Here is a 22,534-nt window from a genome sequence, read left to right on the forward strand (position 1 = left end):
GTAACGCATGGCACCTGAGACGCAAGCGGGACCGGCCGGCGCCGCGCTGCCGCTCCCCCCGATGAAGTGGGACGCCTGGGGCGACCCGGCCCTCGCCAAGGAGCTGTCCGCGGACATCAAGGGACTGCTCGCCGCCGCCCTCGGCGTCACCGGCGACGCCACCCCCGGACCGGCCGCCGACGAGGTCCTCCTGCAGCCCTCGCGGATAGCCGCCGACGACCTCAAGGCCCTCGCCACCGCCGTCGGCGAGACCAACGTCAGCGCCGCCGACGCCGACCGGCTCCCCCGCGCCGGCGGCAAGTCGACCCCCGACCTGCTGCGCCGCCGCAGCCGCGCCCCCCAGGACGCGCCCGACGCCGTCGTGCTGCCCGGCGACGAGCGGGAGATCGCCGCCGTCCTCGCGCTGTGCGCCGAACGCCGCATCGCCGTCGTCCCGTTCGGCGGCGGCACCAGCGTCGTCGGCGGCCTCGACCCCGAGCGCGGCGGCCTCACCGCCGTCATCTCGCTCGACCTGCGCCGCCTCGACCGGCTCCACGACCTCGACGAGACCTCCGGCGAGGCCGTCCTCGGCGCCGGCCTCACCGGCCCGGCCGCCGAGGCCCTGCTCGCCGAGCGCGGCTACGAACTCGGCCACTACCCGCAGAGCTTCCGCTACGCCACCCTCGGCGGCTTCGCCGCCACCCGCTCCTCCGGCCAGGACTCGGCCGGACACGGACGCTTCGACGAGATGGTCCGCGGCCTGCGCGTCGTCACCCCCGCCGGTGTGCTCGACCTCGGCCGCGCCCCCGCCTCCGCCGCCGGCCCCGACCTGCGCGAACTCTTCCTCGGCTCCGAAGGCACCCTCGGCGTCATCACCGCCGTCCGGCTCCGCGTCCACCCGCTGCCCGCCGTCAAGGCCTACGAGGCCTGGAGCCTGCCCGACTTCGCCACCGGCAGCGCCGCCTTGCGCGCCGTCGAGCAGGCCGGCACCGGCCCCACCGTCATCCGGCTCTCCGACGAGGCCGAGACGATGGTCAACCTCGCCATGACCGAGCAGATCGGCGGCGCCCCCGCCGTCACCGGCTGCCTCGCCGTCACCGTCTTCGAAGGCACCACCGAACAGGTCGCCACCCGCCACCGGCTCACCCGCGACACCCTGCTCGCCGCCGGCGCCACCTCCCTCGGCGAAGCCCCCGCCCGGGCCTGGGAACACGGCCGCTTCAACGCCCCCTACCTGCGGGACTCCCTGCTCAGCGCCGGCGCCCTCTGCGAAACCCTGGAGACCGCGGCCAGTTGGAGCCGGCTCCCGCAGCTGCGGACCGCCGTCACCGAGGCGCTCACCACCGCCCTGCCCGGCGCCCTCGTCCTCTGCCACGTCTCGCACGTCTACCCGACCGGCGCCTCGCTCTACTTCACCGTCGTCGCCGCCCTCGGCGAGGACCCGCTCACCCGGTGGGCCGCCGCCAAGCGCGCCGCCGGCGACGCCATCGTCACCACCGGCGGCACCATCACCCACCACCACGCCGTCGGCGCCGACCACCGGCCCTGGATGAGCGACGAGATCGGCGAGCTCGGCGTGCGCATCCTGCGCGCCGTCAAGGCCGAACTGGACCCGGCGGGCATCCTCAACCCCGGCAAGCTGATCCCGTGACCGGCGGTCCGCGAGCCATCAGGCGAGTGGCCGTCCTCAGCAACCCGGCGGCGGGCGCCGGCCACGCCGCGCCTGCCGCCCACCGGGCCGTCGCCCGTCTGCACGCCCTCGGCCTCCAGGTCGACCGGCACGCCGGCCGCGACCCCGAGGACGCCGTCCGCCTCGCCCGCCGGGCCGTGGCGGACGGCGTCGACGCCGTCGTGGCCGTCGGCGGCGACGGCATGGTCAACCTCGCGCTCCAGGCCGTCGCCGGCACCGCCGTCCGGCTCGGCGTGATACCCGCCGGCACCGGCAACGACCACGCCCGCGCGTACGGCCTCCCGCTCGCCGGCCCCGAAGCCGCCGCCGACGTCGTCGCCGCCGGCCGCACCAGGACCGTCGACCTCGGCCTGGTCACCGCCGCCGACGGCACCACCCGCTGGTACGGCTCCGTCCTCGCCACCGGCTTCGACTCGCTGGTCAGCGACCGCGCCAACCGCCTGCGCTGGCCCCGCGGCCGGATGCGCTACAACCTGGCCATCCTCGCCGAGTTCGCCAACCTGCGCCCGCTGCCGTTCCGCATCACCCTCGCCGACGGCACCGTCATCGAACGCGACCTCACCCTGGCCGCCGTCGGCAACACCCGCAGCTACGGCGGCGGCATGCTCATCTGCCCCGACGCCCTCCCGGACGACGGCCTCCTCGACCTCACCCTCGTCGCCGCCATGCCCCGGCTGCGCATCGCCCGCTTCTTCCCCACCCTCTTCAAGGGCACCCACACCGCCCACCCCGAAGTCACCACCCACCGCACCGCGTCCCTGCGGATCGACTCCCCCGCCATCACCGCCTACGCCGACGGCGAGTTCATCGCGGCCCTCCCCGTCGACGTGAGCGCCGCGCCCGGCGCCCTGCACCTCCTGGTGCCGTGACCCACCCGCCTCCCCGTCGGGGCCACGGTCCTCACCCGGCCAGGCGGCGGCGCCAGAGGAGGGAGCGGATCTCCATCGCGCGGGAGGGGTCGGTGCTCCAGCCGACGGGCAGGCCGACGTCCGCCAGCGCGCCGGCCACCTCGTGGCCGATGGCGGTGGTGGTCAGCGGCGAGGCGTCGAAGCCGCCGTAGCGGAGGGTGAGGCCGTGGCCGGCGGCGGCGGAGTCGGTGGACCGGGTGTGGAAGTAGACGTAGCCGCGGGCGTCCGGCGCCCCGGCGGCGGCGATCTCGGCGTCGCCGCAGGAAGCGCAGCAGCTGAAGTGCTCCCGGGCGGTGATACCGGCCTCCTCCAGGGCGGCGAAGGCCCGGGTGAGGCGTTCCGGGTCGGTCTCGCCGATCCAGCCGGTCTGCTCGCCGACGCGCTCCAGCCAGAGCCGGTCTGCCAGTTGCTCGGCCTGGTCGCGGGAGAGCGGGCGGTGGTCGCCGGAGACCAGGTGGTCCTCCGCGAGTTCGGCGAGCTCGGCGCGGGTGGTGTAGCCGCCGGCCAGGGTGAGGCGCAGCCGGTCGTGCAACTGCCGCAGGTCGTCGGCGGGCAGGTCGAGCGGCGGGGCCGGCTCGGGCTGCGGGCCCAGGTCGAGCGGCTGCCAGTCCAGGTCGTCGCCCCAGCCCGGCTCGTGCCGCGCCCAGCCCGTCATCGCCGCGATGACCGCCTCGGGCCCCTCGGTGCGCACCTCGAAGTGCCGGGCCGCGGAGCCGTCGCGGTGTTCGAGCGTGTACTCGCCGCCTTCGGCGTGCCACACCTGGATGAAGACGTCCGGCAGGTCCGGTATCCGCTGGGCGACCAGGAAGCGGTCGCCCTTCGCGCCGATCCGCCGCACCAGCCGCGCCAACTCGGCCGCCTCCACCCGGAGGTGGCGCGTCCCGTCGTTCTCCTGCACCCCGATCGCCAACATGTGGATCACCCAACCACACGCCACTGACAACGGCGCCGAGCCCCGGGACGCGCCTGCCGTCAGCCCGTTCCCGGCCCGTTCCCGGCCCGCCGTCAGGCCGCCGTCAGGCCGCCCGCTGCTCGCGGCGGAGGCGGAACAGCACGTTGGGCCGCAGCGGGCCCTCGGGGGCGGTCGGGTCCTCGAAGTCGTCGGCGGGGTCGGACGTCATCCCGAGGCGGCGCATGACGGCCTGCGAGCGGTGGTTGGTCGCGGTGGTGACGGCGAGGATCTCGGGGAGGCCGAGGGTGTCGAAGCCGTGGGCGAGGACGGCGCGGGCCGCCTCGGTGGCATAGCCGTGGCCCCAGGCGGCGCGCGCGAGGCGCCAGCCGATCTCGACGCCGGTGAAGGGCAGGCCCTCGTCGACCTCGTCGAGGCCGGCCAGGCCGACGAACTCGCCGGTGGCGCGCACCTCGACGGCCAGCCAGCCGTACCCGCGCGCCGCGGTCTCGGCCTCGAAGCGCGCCACCGAGGCGTCGCACTGCTCGCGGGTGAGGATGTCGCCGAGGTGCTCGCGGACTTCGGGGTCGGCGTTCAGCGCGGCCCAGGGTGCGAGGTCGGTGTCCCGCCAGGGGCGCAGGAGCAGGCGGTCGGTACGCAGTTCGGTCATGCGGGCCAGCCAACGCCGACCGCGCCTGCCGAGGCAACCCGTTTTCCGCCTCCCCCGCACCCCTGCGCCCCGGGGGCGCGTCGTGCTTCAGACGCCCGGGGTCGCGGTGATCCGGCCGGCGTCGATCGCGGCGACCAGTTCGGCGTGGTCGAGCGCCGTCTGGTCGGCGTACCGGACGGCGAAGTCGGCGATCGCCTCGGCGAAGGTGTCCGCGCCGCCCAGGTAGCCGGCGATGGCGAGGCGGTCTCCGGTGCGCGCGTGGGCGCGGGCGAGAGTGCGGCCGCACAGGTCGGCGTAGGCGCGCAGGCCGGACGGGGCGAGGTCGGCGACCTGGACCGAGCCCTTCATGTCGCGCAGTTGGCGCCCGTAGAAGTGGCGCCCGGCGGGGCCGGTGGTCCAGCCGAGGAAGATGTCGCCGGCGGCCTGCATGAGGTGCTGGCCGGTGACGACGCGGCGCCCGCCGTGGTGGACGGAGACCTCGGCGTCGACCCGGGTGGGCGGCAGGTGGTCCTCCAGGACGGACCGTCCGGCCTCCTTGAGCTGGAGGAACAGCGGGTCGCGGGTGTCCCGGCCCTCCAGCAGGACGATGTAGCAGCGGGTGCCGACGCTGCCGACACCGACGACCTTCATCGCCGCGTCGACGAAGCGGTAGCGGTCGAGGAGGACGCGGCGGTCCTCGGCGAGGGTGGCCCGGTAGTCGCTGAACACCCTGCCGACGTCGCGCAGTTCGTTCTTCTTCAGCGGTTCGATGAGCGGTGGCGCGCTGATGATGCGCCGCTGCCCGTCGCGTTCCTCGGTGAGCTTGCCGAAGGCGTGCAGGCTGGTGCGGCGGCGGGCCTGGGCGAGGTCGGCCTCGGCCTGCTTGCGCTGCCGGGGTTTGCGCAGCGGCGCCAGCAGGTCGCCGGCGTCGATCCGGGAGTACCAGACGTCGAGTTCGCCGAGCCCGGCGAGGCGGCGCATGGCGGTGGCGTAGCCCTCGACGGCGGCGCGGGCCGCGCGGTGGGCGCGGTCCTCGTCCTGTCCGTGGTCGCGGGCGGCGACGGCGATGCTGGCGGCCAGCCGTTTGACGTCCCACTCGAAGGGGCCGGGGTGGGTCTCGTCGAAGTCGTTGACGTCGAAGAGCAGGGCGCGTTCCGGCGAGGCGAACAGGCCGAAGTTCACCAGGTGGGCGTCGCCGCAGAGTTGGACGGTGAGGCCGGTGTCGGGGACGGCGCCGAGGTCGGCGGCCATGACGGCGGCGGCGCCGCGCAGGTAGGCGAAGGGGGTGTCGGCCATCCGCCCGTAGCGGATCGGCAGCAGCCGGGCGACCCGGTCCTCGCCCTGGCGCACCAGCACCTCGACCGGGTCGGGCCGGTCGGCGGCGGGGATCCACCGCCCGTGGGCGGAGCGGGAGACGCGGTCGCGGGCGGCCCGGCCGTGCCGGCGGCGTTCGGCGGGGGTGGTCATACGCGGCTCCTCGGTCGGTGGGACGGCGGGAGGACGAAACGGCGAAGACGGCGGGCGGCGGGCGGGGTACGTCTCCCCGCGACGCCAGGCCACGAGTGCCGGGGGAAGCCGGCCGAATGACGCAGGCCGGCCCCGGCTCACTGCACGGTCTCACTGCACGGTGAAGTCCGCCATCATCGCCATGTCCTCGTGCTCCAGGTTGTGGCAGTGCATCATGTACGTCCCCCGGTAGTCGGTGAAGCGCACCAGGACTTCGACCGCCTCGGCCGGGCGCAGGTCGACGGTGTCCTTCCAGCCGCCGTCGTACGGGCCCGGGTCGCGACCGTTGCGGCTGAGCACCTGGAACTGGTTGAGGTGGACGTGGACGGGGTGGTGCAGGTCGGAGGTGAAGCGCCACCGCTCGGTGCTGCCGAGGGCGGGCCGGGCGAGGTCGCGGCCGGGCCGGTACAGGTCGCCGTTGATGGTCCAGCCGTAGCTGCCGCTGCGCCGGAAGACGAACTTGCGGGTGACGTCGACGGCGGAGGCGTCCAGGCCCTCGATCGTGGACAGCTTGTCGGGCACGGTCGAGTCGTCGCTGACCTTCTTGCCGGAGACGTCGAAGCGCATCACCTCCGCCGTGCGCCCGCTGCCGAAGAGGTTGAGCAGCCGCACCGAGGTGCCCGGGGCGTAGCGGGAGAAGTCGACGACGATGTCGAAGCGCTCGGCCGGGGCGATCTCCAGCACGTCGTGGGCGACCGGGGCGGCGAGCAGGCCGCCGTCGGAGCCGATCTGGACGAGGGCGTCGCCGCCGGAGGGCTGCGGGTCGAGCCGGAGCCGGTAGGGGCGGGCGTTGGAGGCGTTGAGCAGGCGCAGCCGGTAGCGGGCGCGGTCGACGTCGAGGCGGGGCCAGGGGGCGCCGTTGACGAGGATGACGTCGCCGAGGACGCCGTTCATGTAGTCGTCGGTGACGCCGGGCGAGGCGAGGTCCTCGTCGATGGCGGGGTAGCGGAAGGAGCCGTCCTCGGTGAAGGAGCGGTCGGCGAGCATCAGCGGGAGGTCGCGGTCGCCGCGCGGCAGCGGCAGGGCGTTCTCCTCGTCGTCGTGGACGAGGTGGAAGCCGGCCAGGCCGCGCCAGACGCCGGGGCCGGTGAAGCCCATCCGGTGGTCGTGGTACCAGAGGGTGGCGGCGCGCTGCTTGCCCGGGTAGGTGTGGGTGCGCTCGCCCTCGGCGGTGCGCCCCGCCTCGTGGCCCATCCCTGACATGCCTGGCATATCAGACATCCCCTGCATGCCCGACGCTCCCTGGCCCGCACCGGAGGAACCGACCGGCAGCAGCAGGTCGACGGGGTAGCCGTCGCTGTCGGCCGGGGTGTGGCCGCCGTGCAGGTGGACCACGGACGGCACCGGCAGCTCGTTGCGGTGCTTGACCACCGCCGCCCGGCCGGACCGGGTGGCCAGCGTCGGCCCGGGGAAGGTACCCCCGTACGTCCAGGCCTTGGTCCTGACGCCGGGCAGGATCTCCAGCTCGGCGACCCGCTGGGTGATCTCGTAGTAGTCGGCCGTCGCGTCGGTGCGCACCGGCTGGAGCACCGTGGGCACCGGCAGCGGGACCTGGAACGGCTCGGGCAGGTCGAGGCCGCTGCCGAGCAGCCGACCGGGGTGGCCCTCGGCGAACAGCCGGGCGGCGGCGGGGCCGGCGACGGCGGCCAGCGCGCCCGCGCCGAGGACGGAGGCACCGACGCCCAGGAACCGGCGACGGTTCACTTGGACACCTCCAGCGGCCCGCCGGGGCGCGGCAGGCGTCCGCTTCCGTCCGGCTCGGGCTGGTGGTCCGCGCGGGCGGGCAGCGGCAGCCGCCAGGCCCCGACCAGCCCGAACAGGACCCCGCTGACCAGCAGCACCCCGAGGGTGACGTGCACGCTGATCGACCGCGCGTAGCCGGCCGCGATCTGGCCGACGACGGCGACGGTCAGCACGGCGGTGGTCCACAGCGGCCAGAGCGGGCCGCGGCCGGGCCGGCGCACCAGCGCGGCCACCACCAGTTGGCAGAGGACCACGGTGGCCAGCGTCATCGCGTTGCCCTCGTGGTCCTTGAGGGACTCGTAGGTGCCGTTGAGGAAGCTGCCGGCCAGCATGACCTGGAGCAGGGCCAGGACCGCCAGGGTGGTCGCGGTGGTGCGCAGCAGGATCAGCGGCCAGCGGGGCGCGGCGGCCGCGGGAGGACTGCTCATGTCGGGCTACTCTCTGCTTCGGCGGGTCGGGCGGGTCGGGCGGGTCGGACGGGTCGGGGCGGGCGAGAGCGTAGCTGATCCGACATCACGATCAGCTCCAATAAAGGGGTTTGGACTTTCCCAGCTACCCCATTGCGCCTACTCGGCCCGACTTTTGTCACCCGTACGAGCGAGGCTCTGGTGTGCCCGTCCAGCGATCCTCGAGCAGGTGCCGCGACAGCCCGAAGGGCCCCGTCCGGCGGTACCGGACGGGGCCCTTCGGGCTTTCACGGGCCTCGGCTACTGCCGGGCGGCGCCCAGCGCCACCGGGCGGGTGCGCAGCAGGGCCCGGGCGGGCAGCCCGGTCGCGCCGAGGCAGAGCAGGACGGCTCCGGCGGCCAGCGGCAGGGCGAGCACCGGCGGGATGTACGGGGAGGAGTTGGCGACGCCCCGGGCGATCGGGACGAGGGCGGTCCAGGCGATCCCCCCGCCGATCACCAGGCCGGTCGCGGCGACCAGCAGCGCCTCCCAGCGCATCATGCCGCGCACCTGGCGCCGGGTGGTGCCGGCCAGTCGGAGCAGGGCGACCTCGCGGCGCCGGTCGAGGACGGTCATCACCAGGGTGTTGACGGCGGTGACGGCGGCGAACCCGCCGAGCACGCCGGCCATCACGGTGTTGGCCCAGGCGTTCAGCTCCATCATCTTGTCGGACTGGGCGACGAATCCGGCCCGGTCGGTCACGGTCGCCCCGCCGGGGCCCGCGAGGCCCGCCAGCGCGGCCGCCACCGCCGTGCGGTCGGCGCCCGGCGCGTCGGCGACCAGCACCTGGCTGTCGTACCCGGCGGTGACGTGCTCGGCGACGACCGCCCGGGGCAGCAGCACCTGGCCGAAGCCGAGCCCGCGGTCGTAGACGGCGACCACGGCGGGCCGCACCGGGGTGCCGTCGCCGAGCCGCAGCGGCACCCGGTCGCCGACCTTGACGTCCAGGGCGTCGGCCAGCGTGGCGTCCAGGGCGACGGTGTCGGCGGCGCGGCCCAGGTCGGCGAGCGAACCGCTGCGCACGCCCAGGTCGAGCACCCGGGACAGCCGGGCCGGGTCGCCGCCGACGCCGAGCGCGGTCGCGGAGCCGAGCTGCATGTCGTGGGTGTACACGGCGGCGGTGCGCAGCACGCCGACCGCGGTGTCCACACCGGGCACCTTGGCGGCCCGGTCGGCGGTGCCCGCGGGCAGGCCGGGGCCGGTGGAGCCGATCACGTGGTCGGCGACGATGCCGTCCCGCACGTTCACGCCGGTGGCGTGGCTGATGGTGCTCTGGAGGAACAGCAGGGTGCCGCAGAAGGCGGTGACCAGCACGATCGGGGTGATCGCGGAGGCCAACCGACGGGCGTTGGCGCGGGTGTTGTCGGCGGCCAGCGAGCCGGGGGCGCCGCCGGCCCGCAGCGGGGCGCCGAACACCGTGGCGGCGACCCGCGCCACCCAGGGGCCGAGCAGCGCGACGGCCAGCATGAAGCACATGACCACGCCGAGCGCGGTGTTGGCGGCGTTCATGCCGTCCAGGGCGGCCGCGAAGCCGGCGGCCGCCACGCCGCCGACGGCGAAGAGCAGCCCCATGACGGTCCGCACCTTGCCGGGGTGGCCCGGTTCGACGGCGGCCGCGCCGAGCGCCTGACCGGGACGCAGCTTGGCGGGGCGGCGGGCGGCCAGGAAGCCGGCGGTCAGCGCGGCGAGGGTGCAGATGAGGACGGCGGCGAGCATCGGCAGCGGGCCGACGTCCAGCCGCACGCCCTGCGGCACGGCGCCGCGCGAGGTCAGTTCGTCGAACCACCAGTGGGCCAGGGCCAGTCCGGGCAGGATGCCGAGCGCCCCGGCGACCGGCGCGACCAGCATCGCCTCGGTGGCGATGGTGCGGCGGATCTGCCGCGGGGTGGCGCCGATGGCGCGCAGGAGGGCGAACTCGCGGGCGCGCTGGCCGGTGGCCAGGGCGACGGTGCTCATCACGACGAAGATCGCGGTCATGGTGGCGTAGCCGCCGAAGCTGCCGCCGAGCGCCATCAGCAGGGTGCGGGCCTCGCCGATGGCGGGCTGTTCGACGGTGCCGCGGCCGTCGCCGGTGAAGACCTTGGCACCGCCGCTCTCGGCCTTGGTCTCAAGGCCGATGGCCGGGGTGCCGGCGGCCTTGGCGTCCGCGGTCTTGGTGCCGGGGGCCTGGGCGTCGAGGGCCTGGCGGACCTGCGCGACCAGCGCGGCGCGGTCCACGCCCTCGCGCGGCTGGACGGCGATCGCGTCGATCCGGCCGGGGTGGCCGGAGAGGCGGTCGGCGGTGGCGTCGGCGAACCAGGCGGTGGGGCCGGCCGACTGGGCGGCGGCCAGGCCGGAGACCCGGTAGTCGCCGGTGCCGCCGGGGGCGGTGAGGGTGAGCTTCGCGCCGGGCGCGAGGTGGGCGGCGCGCGCCGTGTCGGCGTCCAGCACCACCTCGTCGGCGCCGGGCGCGCGGCCCTCGACCAGCTGGTCGGCCGGGCCGGCGATGCCGAGCGCGGCGAAGCCCCGGCCGGTCAGGGCGGGGGTGCCGGCGCCGGCCGGCAGCGGGAAGGCGCTGTCCGGGCGGGCGGCGGCGACCCCGGGCAGTGCGGAGATCCGGCCCACCAGGGCGGCGTCCGTCCGGGCCCGCTCGGGGGTGGTCAGCTCCCTGGTCTCGTTGTCGTGGCCGACCTTGGCGGTGATCCGCACCATCGGGTCGGCCGCGACCACCACCGGGGCGCCCGTGTACCGCTGCGGTGCGACGCCCGCGGTCAGTCCGGTCTGCAGCAGCACGCCGCAGGCCACCACCACGGCGGCGCCCAGCAGCAGGGCGACCAGGGTGCCCACGAAGGAGGCGGGTCGAAAGCGCACCGAGGCGCGCGCCAGTCCGTTGCTCATGCCCCTGCCCCGTTCCACTCGTCGATCGGTCCACGCCGCCCGTTCACGCCGCGACCCCCACCGGGCGGGCGGTGAGCGAGACCATCCGGTCGGCGACGGCCTGCGCGTGCGGGTGGTGCAGCTCGTCGACGAGCGCGCCGCCGGCCAGGAACAGCGCCCGGTCGGCGAACGAGGCCGCCACCGGGTCGTGGGTCACCATGACCACCGTCGCGCCCAGGTCGTCCACGGCGCGCCGCAGCAGGCCCAGCACCTCGTGCGCGGTGCGGGTGTCCAGCGCGCCGGTCGGCTCGTCGGCGAACACCACGTCCGGGTCGGTGATCAGCGCGCGGGCGATCGCCACCCGCTGCTGCTGGCCGCCGGAGAGCTGGCCGGGCCGCCGCTTGGCGTGCTCGCCGAGGCCGACCTGGGCCAGCAGCTCCCGGGCCCGGGCGCGGTCCTGGCGCTCGCCGGCCAGCCGCTGCGGGAGCAGCACGTTCTGCTCCACCGTCAGCGAGGGCAGCAGGTTGAAGGACTGGAAGACGAAGCCGATCCGGCTGCGGCGCAGCTTGGTGAGCCGGTCCTCGCTCAGCCGGGTGATGTCCTCGCCGCCGAGGCGGATCTCCCCCTGGTCGGGCTTGTCCAGGCCCGCCGCGCACTGCAGGAAGGTCGACTTGCCGGAGCCGGACGGGCCCATCACGGCGGTGAAGCTGCCCCGGGCCAGCGCCAGGTCGATCCCGCGCAGCGCGTGCACCGTCTCGCTGCCGCGGCCGTAGGTGCGGCGCACCCCGCGCAGCTCGATCGCCGGAAGGGCGCCCTGCTCGGGGTACGGGCCGCCGCCGTACGCCCCCGTCGCGTACGGTCCGACGGCGTGCGGTCCGGCGGCGTACGGCTCGGTCGATGGGCGGTCGTGGCGGCGTGCCATGGGTGGGCCTTCCCTCGGGGATCGTCGGTGGTCGTCGACGGGTTCCACGCTAGAAAAGTCCAGGCCGGCGGACCATGGAGGCCGCTGGCGGACCGGGGGTGGGGATATCCCCACCCCCCCTCCGGGGGGCTGCGGGCCCGCGCCGGGTGGGCTCACACCGGGTCGGCGGCGATCTCCCCGTAGGCGGCGGCGAGTTCGGCGAGCACGGGGTGCGCCGGGTCGAGGGCCGTACCGTCGACCGCTGCCAACGGCCGGACGCCGACGCCCGCGTTCACCGCGAACGCCGCCGTGAAGCGGCCCAGCCCGGACGCGTCCACCCGCTCGCGCGACTGCGGCCCGCCGTACGCGCCGGCCAGCAGCGCGGCGGTCACCCCGGGCAGGCTCGGGCCGTCCGGCCAGACCAGTCGGCGGCCGTCGAGGAAGCCGACGTTCCAGGTGGCGCCCTCGACCACCCCGCCGCCGTCCGGATCCACCAGCAACACGTCGTCGTAACCGTCGAGTTGGGCCCGCCTGCGGTGGTGGACCAGGCCGAACAGGCCGACGTGCTTCACCTCCGGCAGCTCCCGCCGGTACCCGACCGTGCGCACCCGCAGCGGGCCCGGCGCGGCCACCGCCGCCGGGCGGGTGGTCAGCAGCAGCCGGGGCGCCGCCGGGGCGCCGGGGCGCTCCAGGCCGAGCTCCGGGTCGTACACCGTCACCCGGACGATCACCGGCGCGCCGTCGGCGGGCAGCACCGCGCGGATCCGCTCCCGCACCGCCGCCCGGTCCAACTCGGCGGCGAACAGCACCCGGCAGTCCCGGACCAGCCGGTCCAGGTGCAGTGCCAGGCCCCGGACCCGGCCCGCCTCGGCGCGCAGGGTGGTGAAGTGCCCGTAGTTCAGCAGCCCCAGTGCGGCCAGCCGGGCCGGGTCGGCCGGGGCGCCGTCGATCTCGATCTCAGCCATCCCCCGAGTCTGCCAGCCCCGGCGCCGCCGCCACCGGGGCCTGCGCCCTCGACGCCGGGGGCGGAGTCGGGGTCGGCACCGGGGTTTCGGACACCGCCGCCGGGCGGTACGGGCTGACCACCTCGCGGCCCGCCGCCAGGGCCAGCTGCTCGAACTGCTCGATCTTGTAGGCCAGGCCCTCCGGCTCCCCGGCGTCCGACCACCGCCACGCCTCCGCCCACCACTGCGGGCCGCGCACCAGCGGCCGGCCCGCGAGCGCCAGGTGCAGCGCCAGGGTCGAGCGCGCGTACTCGTGCACCCAGCCGTCGGCCGCCCGGTAGTCGGGCGTCTCGTCCAGCCGCAGCCAGCGGCCCTCGCAGCCGGCGGCGAGCATCGGCACCCAGCCCCACCCCCGGTCCGCGACCAGCAGGTGCAGCCAGTCGCCCTCCTCGCACACCCGGTACGGCGGGAGCTGCGGCATCCGGGCCAGCGCCAGCGAACGCTTCCAGCCGACCACCCAGAGGCCACGGCGCAGGTAGTAGCGGACGGCGTGCTGCCAGGCCCAGTGCGCCTCCAGCCGGAAGCCGGGCAGGCCCTCCGCGGCGGCCGCCGCGTACACCTCGTCCAGCGCCCCGGCGGCCAGCCCCCGGCCGCGCGCCTGCGGAATCAAGTAGAGGGAGGAGACGGCGAGTTGGCCGGGCCCCCTGGTCCAGTTGTCCACCGCCACCGTGCCGGCCGCGGCGCCGTCCTCGTCCAGCACCCAGTAGCGGCGCCGGTACAGCTCGCCGCCGGGCCACTCCCGGCCGCTCTCCCCCAGCCGCTCGCGCCACCGGCGCTCGGCCTCCGGCGTCAGCTCGTCCGGGGCCACCAGCTCCCCCAGCTCGCCCTCCACCAGGGACGCCAAGTCCCAGAGGGCGAACCGCCGTTCGTCCCCCTCGGCGACCGCCCGCAGCCGCGGCCCCGCCGCCAGCCGGTCCTGCGCCCGCTCCACTGCCGCATCCCACGACCTCACCACGCCGACACGATAGCGGGAGCGCGGGCACTTTCCGTAATTCGACGGACACCGAACGTCAGATCGGATGCGAAGCTCGCCGGACGAAGGCCCCGACGGATGGTAGGGGAAACCCGACCAGAGGACTCGACCTGACCGTGATGACCAGGCTGACCTGCGACGATGCAATGAACGGGTGATGAATCGGCACGACTCCCCAGACCTGCGACCGCCACCGGCCGGCCCTGGCTCCGATCCCTTCGCCAACACCGAACCGAGGTCTCACCCGCCCATGGGCAGCACACTCATCGTCACCAACGACTTCCCGCCCCGCCAGGGCGGCATCGAAACCTTCGTCCACGCCCTGGCCACCCGGCTGCCCCACTCCGACGTCGTGGTCTACACCTCCGCCGAACCGGGCGCCGATCGGCACGACGCCGCTCTCCCCTTCCCGGTGATCCGCGACCGGGCCCGCACCCTGCTGCCCACCGCCCGGGCCACCCGCCGCGCCGCCGAGATCGCCCGCGCCCACGGCTGCGACCGGGTCTGGTTCGGCGCCGCCGCCCCGCTCGCCGCGATGGCCCCCGGGCTGCTCCGCCAGGCCGACGGCATCCGCCGCACCGTCGCCACCACCCACGGCCACGAGATCTGGTGGGCCCGCACCCCCGGCGCCCGCCGCCTGCTGCGCCGGATAGGCCGCAGCGTCGACGTCGTCACCTACCTCGGCGAGTACACCCGCGCCCGGATCGCCCCCGCGCTCGGCCCGGGCGCCCGACTGGCCCGCCTCGTCCCCGGCGTGGACCCGGACCGCTTCCGGCCCGGCGCGGCCGGCGCCCGACGGGCCCGCACCGGGCCGGTGATCCTCTGCGTCGCCCGGCTCGTCCCGCGCAAGGGGCAGGACGTCCTGATCCGCGCCCTGCCGGCGATCCGCCGGGCCGTCCCCGGCGCGGTCCTCGTCCTCGTCGGCCAGGGCCCGTACGAGGACCGCCTGCGCGCGCTCGCCCACCGGTGCACCGAGCCCGGCAGCGTCGAATTCGCCGGCGGTCTCGACCACGCGGCCACCGCCGCCCACTACGCCGAGGCCGACGTCTTCGCCATGCCGTGCCGCACCCGCCGGGCCGGCCTCGAAGCCGAAGGCCTCGGCATCGTCTACCTCGAAGCGGCCGCCGCCGCCCTGCCCGTCGTCGCCGGCCGCTCCGGCGGCGCCCCCGACACCGTCCTCGACGGCGTCACCGGCACCGTCGTCGACGGGCGCGACCCGGCCGACGTGGCCGCCGCCCTCACCCGCCTCCTCCTCGCCCCGCCGGCGGACCGCGCCCGGATGGGCGCCGCCGGCCGCGACTGGGCCACCACCCACTGGTCCTGGACCGCCTCCGCCCACCGCCTCGCCCACCTGCTCGACCCCACCCGGTCCGTCACCGGCGCTCCCGCCGAGCTCTCCTGACACTTTCTGGCGCGCCAACGCCGCTTTCTTCAAAGGGAGTTCAAGCCACCATGGCACCAACTCGCCGATATTCCGGCGATCATCGAGTCAGGGGGGGTGAAGGCCAACGAATCCGCCCGCAGGATGCGCCTTCGGCGCGCGAAGTCCCTTACGCGCAGCGGGCGCACCCTTTTTCATCATATGAATATTTGCCTTCCGTTTTTCAATCCGACCGAATCGTGGAAACCCCAGGAGCAGAGCCGAAATCACGAGGAGGTGGGCACCATGGTGGAGGTCGAACGATTGCTGGCCGACTGCCTCCGGGACGCTCGCGACATTCCGTGGGGAACGGTACCGGTCGATTCCGCGGGCCCCGAGTACGAGGCCGCGCGCCGCGCGTTCCTGACGGCCGGGCTGTCCGCGCTGCGCGACGACCGGCCCGAGGACGGCTGGGTGCAGATCAACCTCGCGCCGGGCCCGGCCACTTGGCACCGGACGTACCGCGCCGTCGCGGACACGGCCCGCGACCTGATCTCCGCCGGCGCGGCGCGCTCCTTCTTCTTCATGCACAAACCGCCCGGACTACGGGTCCGGTTCGAGGCCGGCCGGTCCGATGCCGGGGCGCTGCGCGAGGAACTGACGCGCCGCTTCCGCGCGGTGGACGGACAGCCGCAACCGCCGCTGTGCGGGCGGTACGAGCCGGAGACCTACCTCTTCGGCGGCCCGCGTTCGATGCGGCACGTCCACGACCTGTTCACGGTGGACTCCCTGGCCTGGCTCGATCACCACGACACCGTCACGGCACCGGGCCGACCGGAGGCCGTCGCGGACTGGCGGTTGTCCCTGTACCTCCTCGGTGAACTCCTCGGCGGCCTCGGCATCGTCGGCTGGGAGCACCGCGGGGTCTGGCAGGTGCTCCAGGACGACGCCGGCCGCAGGCTGGGCACCGACCCGGACGAGGACACCCGGCGCGCCGCCGCGGGCATCCTCGCGGCCTGGCGGGCCGGCGGGCGGAGCCTGCTCGCTCCGCTGCCGCCGCGACGGCGGGCGGCGGTCGAGGTGCACGGGGACGCCGTACGCCGGGCCGCCGAGCGCTGGCGCACCGGCTACTTCGAGTCCGGTGAAGCGGTGATCGGCCCGCGCCGCGCCGCCGCCCACTACGTCGTCTTCCACTGGAACCGGGGGCGGTTCTCCCTGGCCCGGCAGAGCCTGCTGACCCACGCGCTCACCGGTGACGGGAGGTCCTGACGTGGACGAGGACCGGGAACTGGGCGCCGCGGCACTGCTCCGCGTGGCCGGCATGCCCTTGGCGGCGTGGGCGGCGGCGGGCAACCCCGAGCTGTTCGCACAGGTCGCCGACCACGCCCGGCGGGACGAGCGGCGGGCGGAGCACGCCCGCCGACTGGCCGAGCAGTTGGGCATCCTGGTCGTGCCGCACCCCGCCCTCACCGCCACCGACCGCCGCGCTGTGCTGGCCGTGCGCCGTCGGCTGCACTCCGGCGCCGCACCGGGCCCGGCCGACTGCGGGCTGCTGGGGCGGCTGCCCGCCGCCGGCGGCCTCGCCGCGGACGCCGCACGGCTGGCCGGCGAGGCCGAGTCGGCGGCCGCCGCCCTGCGGCGGCTGGAGGCCGCGGTGGCGGCCGAGCGCGAGCGCGTGGGCGCCCTGGGCTGGTCCCTGGTGTGCGCGTCGCCCGTCATGCGGGCCTTCCTGGACGAGGTGGAACCCGGAGCGGCCGCAGACGTGGCCGGCCGACTGGCGGCGGGCGAGTCCTGGAGCGGGAAGCGGCTGCGCAAGCGGGCGGCGTACGTGTGGCGGGCGCTCGGCCGGGCCGCGGCGAAGACCACCCCGCGCGGCTGGGTCGGCCAGGTCACCCTGCTGCCGGTCACCCCGGCGGACGCGAAGGACGGCGCGAACGGCGGCGGGGCCGACGGCGCCCTGCCGCGGCTCGTCCCGCCCGGCACGGCCCTCGGCGGGGTGGCGGCCCAGGCCGTGGAGAACGTCCACGGGGTGCGGGCCCGGCTCGGCGCCCTGGACCTGCGGGCGGCGGACCCGGCCACGGTGCTGGCCCTGGCTCCACTGCACTTCCCCCAGCCGGCGGGCACCGCACCTGGAGCCGGTGTCCTGCGCTGCTGGGTGACCGACCCGCACGACCGGGGCCGGTTGCGGCGGGTCGACCTGCGGCGGTCCCTCCCCCTGGATCACGTGCTGGCCCACCTGGCCGACGGCCCCCGCCTGTTGGGCGACCTCGAAGCGGCTCTGCTGGGCACGGCGACGACCGTCGCAACGGCGGCCGGGGCGGCGGCTTCCGCTCCCGCGGTGCTGCGCGGCTTCCTCGCGCACCTGCTCGGACTCGGCGTGCTCCAGGCCTGCGCGGCCCCGCGCCGCCGCACCACGGGCTGGCTCGCCGCCGAGGACGTCCGCGCACGCGGCACCCTCCCGCAACCGGCGCCTCCTCCGGCACCCGCACCGAGCGCCGATTCCGCCGTACCCGCGCCCATACCCGCACCCGCACCCGTACCCGCGCCGGCACCCGCGTCGGAGCTCCGTACCACCGGCCCCGCCGCCCCCGCCGACGACGCCCGGCCGTGGTTCACCGACTCCTACCGCGCCATAGCCTCGGCGGTCTCCGGAACGGCCGCCCGCCAGGTGCAGCAGGGCCTCGACACCGCCGCCCGCGTGGCGTGGCTGCGGGAAGCCGACCGGCTCGCGGGGCCGGACCCGCACCGGCTGCCCGCCGAGCTCGCGGAGCTCACCGAACGGCCGTGCCCCCTCGGCGAGATCCTCGCGCGCCACCTGCCCGACGGCAGTTGCCCGCCGCCGCCTCCGCCCCCGCGCCGGTACGCGGGCTGGCACCCCGCCGAGACCTCCGGTTCCGGCTACGCCGGGCTGCTGGCCCACCTGTCAGCCCGGGCCGGCAGCGGACCGGTGGACCTGGACGACGACCTGCTGGACACTCTCGGGGCGCCCCCGGCCGCGACCGCGCTGCCGCCCTGGCCCCTGGACTGCGTGCTGCGTCCGCTGCCGGGCCCCGGTCCGGTCGCGGTCCTGGAGACCGCCTCACCGGCGGGCGTGCTGGACGCCCGGTTCGCCGACGCGCTCCACACCCTGCACGGCGGCTACGACAACCTCCGCAGCTACCGGGCCTTCCTCGCCTCCGTCGAGCGGCTGTCCGGGGCACGCTTCGTCGAACTGCTGGTGCCGCCGCTGGCCGGACGCGCCGCCAACGCCGTACGGCGGCCGGTCATCACCGGCTGGTGGACGGGTGATCCCGATCCCCTGCCGTACCAGGGAGCGGACGGCCTGACGGCCCGCTACCTGCCGCTGGAGCGCATCACCCTGCGACGGGTCGGCCCGCGGATCATCGCCGAGGCCGACGGGTGCCGGCTGCTGCCCGTCCACCACGCCACCCGTACACCCCTGCCCCCGTACGACGTCCTGGTCCGGCTGCTGCTGGCCGCCGGCCACCCGGCGGGCTCGCGCCTGATCCGCCTGGACGGCCTGGCCGAGGCGTTCCCCGACACGGACCGGCTGCCCCGGGTGACCGTCGGCGGCGGCGCCCTGGTCATCAGCCCCGCCGTCTGGCGGGTGCCGGCGGCCCAGCTGTGGCGGCCCGGCGACGGCGACCTGACCAAGGTGCGCGCCCTCGCCGCCCTCGGGCGCTGCGCCGGACTGCCGCGCTTCGCGTTCGTCCGGGCCGTACCCCAGCCGAAACCGGTGCCCGTGGACTTCGCGGCGCTGACCTCGGTCGCCCTGCTGGAGCGGATCTGCGCGCGCCACCCCGGTGCGGACCTGCTGGTCGAGGAGATGCTCCCCGACCCTGGCGGCCTGCTGCTCCACGACCCCGTGCACGGCGGTGCCGCCGTCGCCGCCCAACTGCTGCTCAGACTTCCGTTCGACCAGGGCGCCGAGGAACTCGCGGAGCCCGCCGCCGCCGCACTGCGCGGCGAACCCGACGTCCCCGGTGCGCCCGCCCCTCGCGGGCGGGCCACCGGGGCGGTCTCCACCCGTCACCGCTCCTGAAGGAGGACAACCATGCCCGACATCACGGCGCTCACCGACCTCGACGCCCTCATCGGCGACCTGGACGCGCGCATCACCGAGACCACCCTGCCGACCCCCGAGGCCAGCAGCGGCGGCTGCAGCGGCGTCTGCACCGTCCTGATCTGCGACACGGTGCTGCTCTGTAGCGGCCTGTTCTGCTGATCTCCCGTCAGGCCGTCCGAGGGCACGCCCTCGGACGGCCACCCGGACAGCGGCCCCTGACGGCCGCCACCACCGGCACTCCGCCCGGCCCCTCCAGGCCGGGCGGAGTGCCGACCCGTCGTTCCCGAGGAGCCACCGTGCCGCAGCACACCGCGAACGCCGAGAACACCGACACCGCCGACACCGCCGGCACCGCCGTCACCGGAATCGCCGTCCGGCTCCTCGACGCCTGGTCCGCCCGGCCCCGCGAGAGCCCGGCGGTCGCCGAGCACACCTCCGATCCGGGCATCCCCGTCCTGGCCGCCCTGCTGCACACCACCGGAGCGCCGGAAGCCGAACGGTCCGCGGCCCGAGCCGTGGCGCTGTGGGCCCGCACCGCCGGCCAGGGGCCGGGCCACTGCGGGCTGTACGACGGCGGGCTGGCCGGAACGCTGGCGGGCCTGCGGCTGGGAGCCCTGGTCCACCCGGGCCTGCATCCGGTCGCCGACCGGCTCCGCGACCACCTGGTCCGCACCGCGCCGGCCCTCGACTGGCGCTCCGAGCAGGTCGCCTTCCCGGACTACGACCTCATCGTCGGCCCCTCCGGCACCCTGCTCGCCCTGACCACGGGAACCCGCCCGACACCGGCCCAACTCGGCCCGTACGCCGACCACCTGGCCCGGCTGTGCGACACCGACGAGCTGCCCCGGCTGCGGACGGGGCAGTACGCCGGCCACCCGCACCTGGGCTGGCTCGACGGCCGGATCAACACCGGCACGGGCCACGGCGCCGCAGGAGTCGTCATCGCACTCACCGCAGCGGTACGCCACCTCGGACCGCAGCCCGCCCTGACGCCCGCCCTGCGCCGCGCGACCGGGTGGCTGGTGCGGCAGTCCTTCGACGACGCCCGCTCCATCCGCACCTGGGACGGCGCCGGGCTCGACGGCCCGCCGCCCGCCGGAGCGCGCGCCCGCCAGGCCTGGTGCTACGGCACCCCCGGAGTGTCCTGGGCCCTGTGGGACGCGGCCGACGCGACGGGCGACCGGGAGACGGCCGACTGGGCCGCAGCGGCCTTCGGCACGCTCGCCGAACGGTACGACGAGCGGTTCCACCTCTTCGGCGACCGCGCGAGCGACCTGCTGGCCCTGTGCCACGGCGCCTCGGGCGTGCTGGCGGTGGCCGACGCCTTCGCCCACCACGCCGGTCTGCCTGCCGCGGCCGCGCTGAGGGCCCGCCTGCTCGCCCACCTGAGGGCCCGCCTGCCCGAGGTGGAGGCCCTGGGCGCGGAGGGGATGGGCCTGCTCGGGGGCGCGGCCGGCCCGCTGTGCGCCCTGCTCACGGCGGGCCACGACGCCTCACGGGCCTGGCTGCCCTGTCTCGGCCTGCGCTGAGCCGCCGACGCCCGGTGTCGGGCGCGCCCTCCACCGACCTGCACCGCCCGCGCTACGCCGCCCTGCGCCGCCCTACGCCGCCCTACGCCGCCCGGAGATGGGCCAGGACGGCGAGGACGCGGCGGTTGCCCTCGGTGGGGTCGAGGTCGAGCTTCATGAAGATGTTGCCGCAGTGTTTGACCACCGAGGCCTCGGTGATGGTGAGCCGGGTGGCGATCGCCTGGTTGTTGAGGCCCTCCGCCATGAGGGCGAGGACTTCGCGTTCGCGGGGGGTCAGGCGGGTGAGGGGGTGGTCGGCGGACTGCTGGCGCAGCAGGACGCGGACCACGTCGGGGTCGATGACGGTCTCGCCGGCGGCGACCCGGCGCAGGGCGTCGAGGAAGTCGGCGACGTCGCCGACGCGGTCCTTCAGGAGGTAGCCGAGGCCTGCGGGTTGGGCGCCGGCGGCGGCGAGCAGGCGGGTCGCGTACGGGGTGGCGACGTACTGGGAGAGCACCAGGACGGGCAGGCCCGGGTGGCGTTCGCGCAGGTCGAGGGCGGCGCGCAGGCCCTCGTCGGAGAAGTCGGGCGGCATCCGGACGTCGGTGACGACGGCGTCGGGCCGTTCGGCGTCGACGGCGGCGGCGAGGGCGCGGGCGTCGCCGACGGCGGCGGTCACCCGGTGGCCGCCGAGGGTGAGGAGTTCGACGAGTCCGGCGCGCAGCAGGACGGCGTCCTCGGCGATCACGATCCGGAGCACGGGACCTCCAGCCGCAGTGTGGTCGGGCCGCCCGTCGGGCTGGTCACCATGAGCCGTCCTTTCAGGAGTGCCACCCGGTCGGCGAGTCCGCGCAGTCCGGCCCCGGCGGCCGGGTCCGCCCCGCCGTGGCCGTCGTCGGTCACCTGGAGCACCAGCCGGCCGTCGGCGATGCGCCCGCTGACGGTGATGGTGGCGGCGCCGCTGTGCTTGGCGGCGTTGGTGAGCGCCTCGGTGACGGTGAAGTAGGCGGTGGTCTCGACGGGGGCGGGCAGCCGGCCGGGGAGGTCGAAGTCGGACCGGACCGGGATGGGGTGGCGCAGTGCGACCTCGGCGACGGCGGCGGCGAGGCCGTGGTCGGTGAGCACCTGGGGGTGGATGCCGCGGACCAGGCCGCGCAGTTGCTCCAGGGCCTGCCGGGCTTCGCCGCGGGCCCGGGCGACCAGGGCGGTGGCCCGGTCGCCGGACTCGGCGCTGCCGTCGCGCAGCGCGTGGTCGGCGAGGCCGAGGGTCATGCTGAGCGCGACGAGCTGCTGTTGGGCGCCGTCGTGCAGATCGCGTTCGATGCGGCGGCGTTCGGCTTCGAAGGCGTCGGCGAGCCGGGCCCGGGAGCGGGTGAGTTCGAGGACCTGCCGCCCGGTGTCCTCCTCGCGGGGCCCGAGCAGGAGGCGGGCGAGGGCGACCTGGGCGGTGGTCAGCAGGGCTCCGGCGTAGGCGCAGAGGAGGAGTCCGGCGAGCCCGGCGGCGCTGAACGGCAGGGCGGCGAGCGGCCCGGGCACCGCCCGGCCGGGGATGATCATGACGGTTTCGGGAGCCAGCGCCCAGACGATCACCGGGGAGGCGACCAGGGCGCCGGAGAACAGCAGCGCGGCGCCGAAGCCGAGCGCGGCGGCGGCGAGGGCCGTGGCGGTGAGCGCGGTGTGGGCCAGTTCGCGCCAGGTGGCGCGCTCGCGCAGCCGGGTCCGCAGCCGGGCGCGGCGGCCGGCACCGGGCAGCGGGCGGTGCGGGTCGGGCAGCGGTGCCGGCTCGACCAGCCGCAGCCGTCGGCGTTCGAGGGCGGCGACGGGGATGCCCGCGAGGGCCAGAGCGAGGAGGACCGGCAGTCCGACCCCGACCACGGACAGGCCCAGACCGAGCACCAGCAGCACCGTCAGGGCGGCCAGCAGCAGCGGGCCGAGCAGCGCGCCGCCGAGCAGGTACGCCCAGCAGCGCGGCACCCACGGGGTGACGGGGAAGCGCAGCGGATGGGCTCGCAGCGCGGCCCAGACGGCCGTCGGCTGCTGCTCCCCCTCGTTCACC

Annotated in this window: 18 protein-coding genes; 7 read left to right on the plus strand and 11 right to left on the minus strand. The window is 76.2% G+C overall.

Annotated elements, in window-relative coordinates:
• The first annotated feature begins 7 nt into the window (after positions 1–7).
• Positions 8–1,630: an FAD-binding oxidoreductase gene (locus ABT015_RS26100; protein WP_350883081.1), complete on the plus strand. Its 1,623-nt coding sequence runs from the start codon at positions 8–10 to the stop codon at positions 1,628–1,630.
• Positions 1,627–2,538 carry a diacylglycerol kinase gene (locus ABT015_RS26105; RefSeq protein WP_350883083.1) on the plus strand — a complete coding sequence of 304 codons (912 nt, stop codon included), beginning with the start codon at positions 1,627–1,629 and terminating at the stop codon, positions 2,536–2,538. The genes ABT015_RS26100 and ABT015_RS26105 overlap by 4 nt, the downstream gene beginning before the upstream one ends.
• A 31-nt stretch (positions 2,539–2,569) precedes the next feature.
• Here the strand turns inward: ABT015_RS26105 and ABT015_RS26110 are convergent, their stop codons facing one another.
• From ABT015_RS26110 to ABT015_RS26150, 9 genes are all read right to left on the minus strand, one after another.
• Positions 2,570–3,490, minus strand: a complete 921-nt coding sequence (locus ABT015_RS26110) for a DUF6891 domain-containing protein (RefSeq protein WP_350883138.1) — start codon at positions 3,488–3,490, stop codon at positions 2,570–2,572.
• A gap of 103 nt (positions 3,491–3,593) precedes the next feature.
• The gene (locus ABT015_RS26115; protein ID WP_350883085.1) at positions 3,594–4,136 is read right to left on the minus strand and encodes a GNAT family N-acetyltransferase; all 543 of its coding nucleotides are present in this window, start codon (positions 4,134–4,136) and stop codon (positions 3,594–3,596) included.
• An 87-nt stretch (positions 4,137–4,223) separates the two neighbouring features.
• Positions 4,224–5,582, minus strand: a complete 1,359-nt coding sequence (locus ABT015_RS26120) for a DUF2252 domain-containing protein (RefSeq protein WP_350883087.1) — start codon at positions 5,580–5,582, stop codon at positions 4,224–4,226.
• 150 nt (positions 5,583–5,732) lie between these two features.
• Complete coding sequence (locus ABT015_RS26125) at positions 5,733–7,325, minus strand: multicopper oxidase family protein (protein ID WP_350883089.1); 1,593 nt, start codon at positions 7,323–7,325, stop codon at positions 5,733–5,735.
• Positions 7,322–7,792 (minus strand): hypothetical protein, encoded by a 471-nt coding sequence (locus ABT015_RS26130; RefSeq protein WP_350883091.1) that lies wholly within the window; start codon positions 7,790–7,792, stop codon positions 7,322–7,324. Before ABT015_RS26130 ends, ABT015_RS26125 begins: the two co-directional genes overlap by 4 nt.
• A gap of 279 nt (positions 7,793–8,071) precedes the next feature.
• Complete coding sequence (locus ABT015_RS26135) at positions 8,072–10,687, minus strand: FtsX-like permease family protein (RefSeq protein ID WP_350883093.1); 2,616 nt, start codon at positions 10,685–10,687, stop codon at positions 8,072–8,074.
• A gap of 43 nt (positions 10,688–10,730) precedes the next feature.
• Positions 10,731–11,588, minus strand: coding sequence for an ABC transporter ATP-binding protein (locus ABT015_RS26140; RefSeq protein ID WP_350883095.1), 858 nt, complete (start codon positions 11,586–11,588; stop codon positions 10,731–10,733).
• A 152-nt stretch (positions 11,589–11,740) separates the two neighbouring features.
• Positions 11,741–12,532: an aminotransferase class IV gene (locus tag ABT015_RS26145; protein ID WP_350883097.1), complete on the minus strand. Its 792-nt coding sequence runs from the start codon at positions 12,530–12,532 to the stop codon at positions 11,741–11,743.
• Complete coding sequence (locus ABT015_RS26150; protein WP_350883100.1) at positions 12,525–13,526, minus strand: GNAT family N-acetyltransferase; 1,002 nt, start codon at positions 13,524–13,526, stop codon at positions 12,525–12,527. Before ABT015_RS26150 ends, ABT015_RS26145 begins: the two co-directional genes overlap by 8 nt.
• 268 nt (positions 13,527–13,794) lie before the next feature.
• On the opposite strand from ABT015_RS26150, the gene ABT015_RS26155 reads away from it, so the two are divergent.
• The 5 genes from ABT015_RS26155 (at position 13,795) to ABT015_RS26175 (ending at position 20,499) form a co-directional block, all read left to right on the plus strand.
• Positions 13,795–14,946: a glycosyltransferase family 4 protein gene (locus ABT015_RS26155; RefSeq protein ID WP_350883102.1), complete on the plus strand. Its 1,152-nt coding sequence runs from the start codon at positions 13,795–13,797 to the stop codon at positions 14,944–14,946.
• Positions 14,947–15,210: 264 nt separating this feature from the next.
• Positions 15,211–16,173, plus strand: a complete 963-nt coding sequence (locus ABT015_RS26160; RefSeq protein WP_350883104.1) for a thiopeptide-type bacteriocin biosynthesis protein — start codon at positions 15,211–15,213, stop codon at positions 16,171–16,173.
• A 1-nt stretch (position 16,174) separates the two neighbouring features.
• Positions 16,175–18,946 (plus strand): lantibiotic dehydratase family protein, encoded by a 2,772-nt coding sequence (locus ABT015_RS26165; protein WP_350883106.1) that lies wholly within the window; start codon positions 16,175–16,177, stop codon positions 18,944–18,946.
• Between the two features lie 12 nt (positions 18,947–18,958).
• Positions 18,959–19,129 (plus strand): hypothetical protein, encoded by a 171-nt coding sequence (locus ABT015_RS26170; RefSeq protein ID WP_350883108.1) that lies wholly within the window; start codon positions 18,959–18,961, stop codon positions 19,127–19,129.
• Between the two features lie 137 nt (positions 19,130–19,266).
• Positions 19,267–20,499, plus strand: a complete 1,233-nt coding sequence (locus tag ABT015_RS26175) for a lanthionine synthetase LanC family protein (RefSeq protein WP_350883110.1) — start codon at positions 19,267–19,269, stop codon at positions 20,497–20,499.
• Between the two features lie 82 nt (positions 20,500–20,581).
• Here ABT015_RS26175 and ABT015_RS26180 read toward each other — a convergent pair whose 3' ends face one another.
• On the minus strand, positions 20,582–21,238 hold the full coding sequence (locus ABT015_RS26180) for a LuxR C-terminal-related transcriptional regulator (RefSeq protein WP_350883112.1): 657 nt from the start codon (positions 21,236–21,238) through the stop codon (positions 20,582–20,584).
• Entirely contained in the window at positions 21,223–22,533 is a 1,311-nt protein-coding gene (locus ABT015_RS26185) for a sensor histidine kinase (RefSeq protein WP_350883114.1), read from the minus strand. Before ABT015_RS26185 ends, ABT015_RS26180 begins: the two co-directional genes overlap by 16 nt.
• Between the last annotated feature and the right edge of the window lies 1 nt (position 22,534).

It is taken from the genome of Kitasatospora sp. NPDC094016, from assembly GCF_040304045.1.
GTDB lineage: Bacteria > Actinomycetota > Actinomycetes > Streptomycetales > Streptomycetaceae > Kitasatospora.

What these genes read in the sequence shown, in the direction of transcription:
- ABT015_RS26100 (WP_350883081.1), top strand. Translation starts at nt 8, where the DNA reads ATGGCACCTGAGACGCAAGCGGGACCGGCCGGCGCCGCGCTGCCGCTC.
- ABT015_RS26110 (WP_350883138.1), bottom strand. Translation starts at nt 3,490, where the DNA reads ATGTTGGCGATCGGGGTGCAGGAGAACGACGGGACGCGCCACCTCCGG.
- ABT015_RS26115 (WP_350883085.1), bottom strand. Translation starts at nt 4,136, where the DNA reads ATGACCGAACTGCGTACCGACCGCCTGCTCCTGCGCCCCTGGCGGGAC.
- ABT015_RS26120 (WP_350883087.1), bottom strand. Translation starts at nt 5,582, where the DNA reads ATGACCACCCCCGCCGAACGCCGCCGGCACGGCCGGGCCGCCCGCGAC.
- ABT015_RS26130 (WP_350883091.1), bottom strand. Translation starts at nt 7,792, where the DNA reads ATGAGCAGTCCTCCCGCGGCCGCCGCGCCCCGCTGGCCGCTGATCCTG.
- ABT015_RS26135 (WP_350883093.1), bottom strand. Translation starts at nt 10,687, where the DNA reads ATGAGCAACGGACTGGCGCGCGCCTCGGTGCGCTTTCGACCCGCCTCC.
- ABT015_RS26140 (WP_350883095.1), bottom strand. Translation starts at nt 11,588, where the DNA reads ATGGCACGCCGCCACGACCGCCCATCGACCGAGCCGTACGCCGCCGGA.
- ABT015_RS26145 (WP_350883097.1), bottom strand. Translation starts at nt 12,532, where the DNA reads ATGGCTGAGATCGAGATCGACGGCGCCCCGGCCGACCCGGCCCGGCTG.
- ABT015_RS26155 (WP_350883102.1), top strand. Translation starts at nt 13,795, where the DNA reads ATGGGCAGCACACTCATCGTCACCAACGACTTCCCGCCCCGCCAGGGC.
- ABT015_RS26160 (WP_350883104.1), top strand. Translation starts at nt 15,211, where the DNA reads ATGGTGGAGGTCGAACGATTGCTGGCCGACTGCCTCCGGGACGCTCGC.
- ABT015_RS26170 (WP_350883108.1), top strand. Translation starts at nt 18,959, where the DNA reads ATGCCCGACATCACGGCGCTCACCGACCTCGACGCCCTCATCGGCGAC.